At 41.5% G+C, this 7,310-nt stretch carries 10 protein-coding genes and 2 pseudogenes; 9 read left to right on the forward strand and 3 right to left on the reverse strand.

Annotation, left to right across the window (positions count from 1 at the left end; translation table 11 throughout):
• Nucleotides 1–1,285, forward strand: a pseudogene (locus F6K52_RS28835) (hypothetical protein); the annotation flags it as partial.
• Nucleotides 1,286–1,502: 217 nt separating this feature from the next.
• Here F6K52_RS28835 and F6K52_RS28840 read toward each other — a convergent pair.
• Nucleotides 1,503–1,982 carry a hypothetical protein gene (locus F6K52_RS28840; protein WP_293086760.1) on the reverse strand — a complete coding sequence of 160 codons (480 nt, stop codon included), beginning with the start codon at nucleotides 1,980–1,982 and terminating at the stop codon, nucleotides 1,503–1,505.
• Nucleotides 1,983–2,748: 766 nt separating this feature from the next.
• Between F6K52_RS28840 and F6K52_RS28845 the strand changes: the two genes are divergently transcribed.
• Nucleotides 2,749–2,928 (forward strand): hypothetical protein, encoded by a 180-nt coding sequence (locus F6K52_RS28845; RefSeq protein WP_293053025.1) that lies wholly within the window; start codon nucleotides 2,749–2,751, stop codon nucleotides 2,926–2,928.
• A gap of 46 nt (nucleotides 2,929–2,974) precedes the next feature.
• On the opposite strand, the gene F6K52_RS28850 is transcribed toward F6K52_RS28845, so the two are convergent.
• Entirely contained in the window at nucleotides 2,975–3,190 is a 216-nt protein-coding gene (locus tag F6K52_RS28850) for a hypothetical protein (protein ID WP_293086763.1), read from the reverse strand.
• A 242-nt stretch (nucleotides 3,191–3,432) separates the two neighbouring features.
• Between F6K52_RS28850 and F6K52_RS28855 the strand changes: the two genes are divergently transcribed.
• The 7 genes from F6K52_RS28855 to F6K52_RS28885 all read left to right on the forward strand — a co-directional run bounded on the left by F6K52_RS28855 (nucleotide 3,433) and on the right by F6K52_RS28885 (nucleotide 7,097).
• Nucleotides 3,433–3,789 carry an SH3 domain-containing protein gene (locus tag F6K52_RS28855; RefSeq protein ID WP_293053031.1) on the forward strand — a complete coding sequence of 119 codons (357 nt, stop codon included), beginning with the start codon at nucleotides 3,433–3,435 and terminating at the stop codon, nucleotides 3,787–3,789.
• 177 nt (nucleotides 3,790–3,966) lie between these two features.
• Nucleotides 3,967–4,149: a hypothetical protein gene (locus F6K52_RS28860; RefSeq protein WP_293086767.1), complete on the forward strand. Its 183-nt coding sequence runs from the start codon at nucleotides 3,967–3,969 to the stop codon at nucleotides 4,147–4,149.
• 447 nt (nucleotides 4,150–4,596) lie between these two features.
• Entirely contained in the window at nucleotides 4,597–4,779 is a 183-nt protein-coding gene (locus F6K52_RS28865; protein ID WP_293086767.1) for a hypothetical protein, read from the forward strand.
• Between the two features lie 448 nt (nucleotides 4,780–5,227).
• On the forward strand, nucleotides 5,228–5,401 hold the full coding sequence (locus tag F6K52_RS28870) for a hypothetical protein (protein WP_293086770.1): 174 nt from the start codon (nucleotides 5,228–5,230) through the stop codon (nucleotides 5,399–5,401).
• A 358-nt stretch (nucleotides 5,402–5,759) separates the two neighbouring features.
• The gene (locus F6K52_RS28875; protein WP_293086773.1) at nucleotides 5,760–5,933 is read left to right on the forward strand and encodes a hypothetical protein; all 174 of its coding nucleotides are present in this window, start codon (nucleotides 5,760–5,762) and stop codon (nucleotides 5,931–5,933) included.
• A 231-nt stretch (nucleotides 5,934–6,164) separates the two neighbouring features.
• Nucleotides 6,165–6,911: a hypothetical protein gene (locus F6K52_RS28880; RefSeq protein ID WP_293086776.1), complete on the forward strand. Its 747-nt coding sequence runs from the start codon at nucleotides 6,165–6,167 to the stop codon at nucleotides 6,909–6,911.
• Nucleotides 6,912–6,953: 42 nt separating this feature from the next.
• Nucleotides 6,954–7,097, forward strand: coding sequence for a hypothetical protein (locus tag F6K52_RS28885; RefSeq protein WP_293086779.1), 144 nt, complete (start codon nucleotides 6,954–6,956; stop codon nucleotides 7,095–7,097).
• Here F6K52_RS28885 and F6K52_RS28890 read toward each other — a convergent pair.
• Nucleotides 7,094–7,310: pseudogene (locus F6K52_RS28890) on the reverse strand (aldehyde dehydrogenase family protein); the annotation flags it as partial. The gene F6K52_RS28885 and the pseudogene F6K52_RS28890 overlap by 4 nt on opposite strands.

The following is a 7,310-nucleotide window of genomic DNA, read 5'->3' on the forward strand; positions in this document are numbered from 1 at the left end:
AATTGGTGGTACTGGACACGACTCCCTTAAAGGTGGTAATGGTCAAGACAGTTTAATCGGTGGTGCTGGAGACGACTCCCTTAAAGGTGGTAATGGTCGAGACAGATTAATTGGTGGTACTGGAGACGACTTGCTCAAAGGTGGTAATGGTAAAGATACTTTTGTTATTGCAGCCGGAGAAGGCACAGATACAATTGAAGATTTTCGTAATGATGTGATTGAGTTGTTTGGGGGCATAAGTTTTAACGACCTCACCTTCTCTGGCAATGATATTTTCTTGGGTGATGAAGTGTTGGCAACCCTCATAGGAATTGATACTAGTACTTTGACTGAGTCAGACTTCACGACAAGTCAGAATGTGACATTGCCAAATCCCGCTCCAGGTTCTTTCTCTACAACTTTTGATTTTCTTCCTGACAATAGGTTAGTTACTTTTAATGGTCTTGAAGTACAAGTACAGAGTCAACCAGGTTCTTCGGACTTTAATCTTCTAGGAACTTTGCCACCAGAGTTTGAAGGTGCTACCCCAGCTTTTATTATTACTGAGCCGACCGCCGACTTTTTTGTTCTGAGTACAGGTGCAAATGGCGACATCTTTACCTTACCAATAACAGGTGGCGAGGCAGAGCTAATAGCCGATATTCCTTTAAACTTTTCAGCTAGCTTCCGCTCTGAACAATCGGATCAGCTTTTCATCAATCGGGGGACTCAGCCTCAAGGCGCTTTTTCTGGTTCCCAAGTAGAACAACTTTCGCTATCAACAGGTGATATCCAGACTATCGTTGAAGATATTCCTGGTGCTTCTGCTGGAGTAGGATTTGATAGTTTTGGCAACCTTTATACAGGAATTGGTCTAGATCCAGATGGAGAGAGGACTGGAGAAATTCGACGCTTTTTAAGCGATGATGTAGATGAGTCGATTCAAACTGGAATTCCTCTTGACTTTGATGACGATGGTGAGTTCGTAGCTCAAGTGCTAAGTGCTACCGGGCTTGTTTTTGACGAAGAAGGCGATCTTTGGGTAGCTGGTGGAAACTTGAGTGGAAATGGTCAGCAAGGGTTTATTGCTGAAGTTAATCCACAGACAGGTGAGATAATTCGCCGCATAGATCCAACCGACGGAGACCCAGATAGCGGACCGCAGAACTTTTTCCAGATTGGAATCAGTCACCCTTTCTCTTGCACGATAGGAGCTACAGATTTCTTCGATTCTAGCAATACGTTTTTTGAAATCGATGCTTGTCAAACTTTACCATCAAACGGTCATGATTTATTTGATATGTAATCTCGTTTAACCTTAGTTCGACGAATTATATTTCAGGTAAAAAATATTGGTTTACTGACTTTTGACGGCTTCCATTAAAACCTAACCAAGTAATGGTTTCAGCCCCAAGTTTTATTCTAAATAAACTGGAATTAATGATAATGATTAACGGTAGAATAAGACTTGGGGGATTCAAAAATTTAGCGCACTAAATCTGAGGAAGTCAATCGAAATCAGGTTAATCAGGAATCAATTGACTCCAAGGAAAATTGTTTTGACCGCAGCCACCCGCTGGCGGATTACTCGGATCAGCGGGTGGGTGTGAAGCAGCATCTTCTTCAGTTAGAGCATCAAACACTTCCTGACAGTACCAGAGGTTACCCTCGTAAGATACCCAGTTAAATTGACTAAACCGATTGGGATTATATTCATTGTTGGGACCGTTCTGTGCAATTATTACCTCCTCGGGGTTATCTAAGCTGCAGTAGTCAAAAATCAAGTCTGAGGAGGGGTTATTACCGATGCTCCACTGATTAGCGGTGATATTGTGATGACCACCATAATTATCAACATATTGACCAGCAATGGTAGGCGCGACAATACCTCCGCTGCATCTTGTGGAGTCAGTGTTTCCTCCATAAGCTGTCAAGGGCATTATAAAGGAAAAACCAGCTATTAGACACAAGCTAAGAATTGGTGGCCGCAAGACTTTGACCATACTTCTCTTAAACCTCCTGATCATTCAACGATAGTGCCTGTTAACTTCAAAATATATTAGCATAAAATCTGGATATTCCGTACCTGTTATAGGGGTTTTATCTAGGTTGTAAACACAGTAATTGCCGAAAAATGCTTGCACATAAGAAGCAAAAGCAAATAAGGACAGGAGCTCCGGAGTTTTATTAGACAATAAAAAAAAATATACAGGTTTACATCTCAAATACAAACGCTATATGCTAAGGGGAGCAGGTCTTGCGTTGCAGAACAAATGAACTATTTACCATCAGAGCAAGCTTAAACCCATGAGGGGGCTATAAATTTAGTACAAATGTTCTGCATAAGTGACATGCTCCCTATGCTAAGTTGTTTTTATATGATGTCCAAAACTAGTACTATGCAAAATTTTTGGACATTATTTCCAGTTAGTTGATAATTGTGAGGTATAAAATAAAGTTCTAGCTATCTTTGGAGTCGTTTTCAATAACTGTTTGGCATAGTAAGTGCGGAAGAGTCGGAATCTTTGACAGGAATATTTAACGGCTGGCTTTCAAGCTCTGGCCAGAAATTAAGTCCTATCCCTCCTCTATCCTAAGCTCAGGATGGAGGAGTTTTAATTTTTCGGTTAACGGATAATCCCCTTAAGTGAGGCCATGATCTGATCAGCTCAAAAAAAAGGTACCCTCAAGGGTACTGTTAAACCAGAGTTAAATCTGACATTCTATAAATGTGTTGATGAAACCTAATTGCAGCAAGAGGTAAAACCCATGCCTTACAAATATCATAAACCCTGTGTGTTCCAAGTTCCGATCAAATTAGAAGTACCCATTGTTCTCGATATCGCTGTCGCTGCTAAGCGTAAGTGCTTTGACAAATATGAGGAGATGGAGCTCATTGAGACCGAAGGTAGCGGAGATACTGAGCCAGCCGAACCGGTTGGCACTTAGTACCTTTAGGCATATTTGAAAGGAATCTTTAACGGCTGGCTTTAAATTAGTTCATAGTAATTAATCCCTGCAATACCCCTAGGCTGATTAAGCCAGGGGATTTTTTTTGCCAGTCTTTTGCTGATATAGTGCTATGCCCAAGGCAAGAGGCAACAGGCAAAAGGCAAGAGTTAATTAAGTAAGAATGCAGTTGCTCATCTCCCCATCTCCCCATCTCCCCATCTCCCCATCTCCCCATCTCCCCATCTCCCCATCTCCCCATCTCCCCATCTCCCTATTCCCTATTCCCTATTCCCTATTACCTATTCCCTATTCCCCCCTCACAAGACAACCATAGACCAATTTCTCAACTGTCTTTACTAGCAACAGTGTTAACTATGGAAAAATAAGGTTTTATTGCTGTCAGCGTTAGGACTACTGATAAACTGGCACTGTCTCGAATCACTCCAACTGTTATTTATATTTTACTAGTAAATAAGAAACATCGATGATTGGAGAAAACAAATGAAAAAAGCAATCTTATTACTAGCTACAGCTGCTGCAGTTACCGTCCCTACAACTGAGGCTTTTGCTCAGCATACTTTTCCTAGTGAGCGTTCCCACTGTCGAGCCACTCTAACTGCTAGCAACCCCAATTCTCGGATCACTTTACGTTCTGGAGCAGGAACTAATTATAGAAGCTTGGGTTATGGTTTAGTCGGTGATAATGTCTACGTCCTAACAGCAACTCCTCCAGAGCCAGATTACAAAATAGACAGGGTTGGCTATGGTTGGCACAGAGTAGGTTTTCCAGTAAGTGGTGCGAAAGGATGGATTCGCGAAGATTTACTCAAGGTTGAATGTGCTCCCATTAATGATTAAGTAGGTGTATGGGGAAAAACTAAAGGATAGCATTGATCAAAATGCTATCCTTAAAATAAATTAATCTTAATCATCCTTAACAAAAAAGGTACCCTCAAGGGTACTGCCAAGCCAGAGAATTATTTGACATTATATAAATGTGTTGATTGAAATTAATTACAGCAAGAGGTTAAAAGCATGCCTTACAAATACGATAAACCCTGTGTGTTCCAAGTTCCCATCAAATTAGAAGTACCCATTGTGCTCGACCTAGCTGTAGCGGCTAAGCGTCAGTGCTTTACTAAGTATGAGGAAATGGGCATTGAAGAGGCAGAAGGTAACGGAGGTGGTCGTGATCAAGCTGAAGTACCTAGCACTTAATCTCTTTAGCAATCTTTGACGGCTAGCTTTTAAATTCTGGGCATTAATTAAGTCCTATATCTCCTCTCTGTCCTCCATTCTGACCTCAGGATGGAGGAGTTTTTATTTATTGGTTAAGCGATAATCATGCCCACCAATACCGAAGCATATCAAAATCGTAGGGTGGGCATTGCTCAGGAAGATTAAAATTAGTGAGCCTATAAATTAAATGGGCAATGCCCACCAATACCGAAGCAGATAAAAATCCTAGGGTGGGCATTGCTCAGGAAGATTAAAATTAGTGAGCCTATAAATTAAATGGGCAATGCCCACCAATACCGAGGCTAAGTTATGCCATCTTATTATCAGTTTATAAAAGGTACCCTCAAGGGTACTGCCAAGCCAGAGAATTATTTGACATTATATAAATGTGTTGATTGAAATTAATTATAGCAAGAGGTTAAACCCATGCCTTACAAATACGATAAACCCTGTGTGTTCCAAGTTCCCATCAAATTAGAAGTACCCATTGTGCTTGACCTAGCTGTAGCGGCTAAGCGTCAGTGCTTTACTAAGTATGAAGAAATGGGCATCGAAGAGGCAGAAGGTAACGGAGGTGGTCGTGATCAAGCTGAAGTACCTAGCACTTAATCTCTTTAGCAATCTTTGACGGCTAGCTTTTAAATTCTGGGCATTAATTAAGTCCTATATCTCCTCTCTATCCTCCATTCTGACCTCAGGATGGAGGAATTTTTATTTTCGACATTAACCGATAATCATGCCCACCAATACCGAAGCAGATAAAAATCGTAGGGTGGGCATTGCTCAGGAAGATTAAAATTAGTTAGCCTATAAATAAAATCGGCAATGCCCACCAATAGCGAAGCAGATAAAAATCGTAGGGTGGGCATTGCTCAGGAATATTAAAATTAGTAATCCTATAAATTAAATGGGCAATGCCCACCAATACCGAGGCTAAGTTATGCCATCTTATTATCAGTTTATAAAAGGTACTCTCAAGGGTACTGTCAAGGAAGATTTAGATCTGACATTATATAAATGTGTTGATTGAAATTAATTACAGCAAGAGGAAAAATCCATGCCTTACAAATACGATAAACCCTGTGTGTTCCAAGTTCCCATCAAATTAGAAGTACCCATTGTGCTCGACCTAGCTGTAGCGGCTAAGCGTCAGTGCTTTACTAAGTATGAGGAAATGGGCATCGAAGAGAACGGAGGGGGTATTAGGCCAGCCGAACCAGTTGCCACTTAATCTCTTTAGGAATCTTTAACAGCTGGCTGTTTAATTCTGGACAGAAATTCAGTAGTATCTTTCCTCTATATCCTCCATTATGAGCTCATAATGGAGGAGTTTTTATTTATTGATTCACCGATAATAACACCCACCAATACCGAAGCATATAAAAATCCTAGGGTGGGCATTGCTCAGGAAGATTAAAATTAGTGAGCCTATAAATTAAATGAGCAATACCCACCAATACCGATGGTAAGTTATGGGAGACTATCATCAGTTTATAAAAGGTACCCTCAAGGGTACTGCCAAGCCAGAGAATTATTTGACATTATATAAATGTGTTGATTGAAATTAATTACAGCAAGAGGTAAAAAACATGCCTTACAAATACGATAAACCCTGTGTGTTCCAAGTTCCCATCAAATTAGAAGTACCCATTGTGCTCGACCTAGCTGTAGCGGCTAAGCGTCAGTGCTTTACTAAGTATGAGGAAATGGGCATTGAAGAGAACGGAGTGGGTACTGAGCCAGATAAAGCACCTGCCACTTAGTCTCTTTAGTAACTTTTGACAGGAATCTTTGACGGCTGGCTTTAAATTATTTCATAGAAATTAGTTCCTCAAATCCCCCTTGGCTTACCAAGTCAGGGGGTTTTTCTTAACCAGTCTCTTGCTAAGGTTAACTAAAAGGTACCCTTAAGGGTACCGCAACATGTTAGTAACTTATGACATCATTGGGAGAGATTAACACTACCTGCAAAACTACCTGTTGGAGGGCAAATCATGCCTGACGAAAATATCCAAGAATCGGCTTACAACTGTGAGTTTGAGATTCCGATCAATTTTTTAGTTCCCTTATCATTCAAGCCCACATTTACGCCACAAAAGTGTACCTTTCAACTTTGCAATCACCCTGATGCTAGTGCCAGTCCGCCACCCTATGGCTTGCGTCTTGATGGACTGCTCACTGGTAATCCCAGAGATATCTATACCTTTGATTTTGAGTACGAAGACGCAAAGGTATGGCTCGACTACACCAGCACAGGTGAGATCCACATCCACGGACAAGCTTTCGGTGGACAAAAACAAGGGAAGAATTACAAACAAGGGACAACTGACTACTGGGATATCAACTTTACCTACAAAGTTGTGGGACATAAAAACAACGATGCTTATGTCACTGAGAAAGCCTATGGCACATACAAGATTGGCATGGGTAAGGGGACAATCAAGTCTAAGAAGTTCAAGTCTTTTGATTTAGTAGACTACTTCGGTGACAATGAATACTCTTTCCGATTTGGTGATGATACAGATCACCGGGGCTATAAAGGTATCTCTGGCTGGGGCTGGCTGAATCATAGTCATAGTGGTGCCAAAGATCGTATCTATAATCACCTAAAGCACTCTGACTGGCTATTCGTTGCTAAAATTCCTAAACTATCCATGGCTCAATGGAAGATGATCTGCTGGAGTGGCTTAGCCAGTGGCATTTGGTCTGAGGATGATCCTAAGAAATCCGATGATGATTAGCAATTAGTTATAGCGCCGCGCGCACTGTGTGGAGATGGGGAGATGGGAAGATGGGGAGATGGGGAGATGGGAAGATGGGGAAATCAGCAACTGGCTCCTCAAGACGGCGCTATCTCCCGACTGCCGACTCCCGACTGCCGACTCCCGACTCCCTGCTCCCCGCTCCCTAACACCAATAATGACTAACCACTAACAAATTTCTTGATCTTTTCCAGTTTGTCTTTGTAGGGAGCATAGCGCAACTGCAAATCCAGCCAGAAGGACTTCTTCAGCACGCTTTTTTGGTGAGAAAAGGTATCAAAACCAGCTTTACCATGATAAGCACCCATCCCACTATCACCAACCCCACCAAATGGTAGGGAAGGAACATTTAGATGCATTACTGTTTCATTCAAGCAA

It is taken from the genome of Moorena sp. SIO3H5 (genome assembly GCF_010692395.1).
Classification (GTDB): domain Bacteria; phylum Cyanobacteriota; class Cyanobacteriia; order Cyanobacteriales; family Coleofasciculaceae; genus Moorena.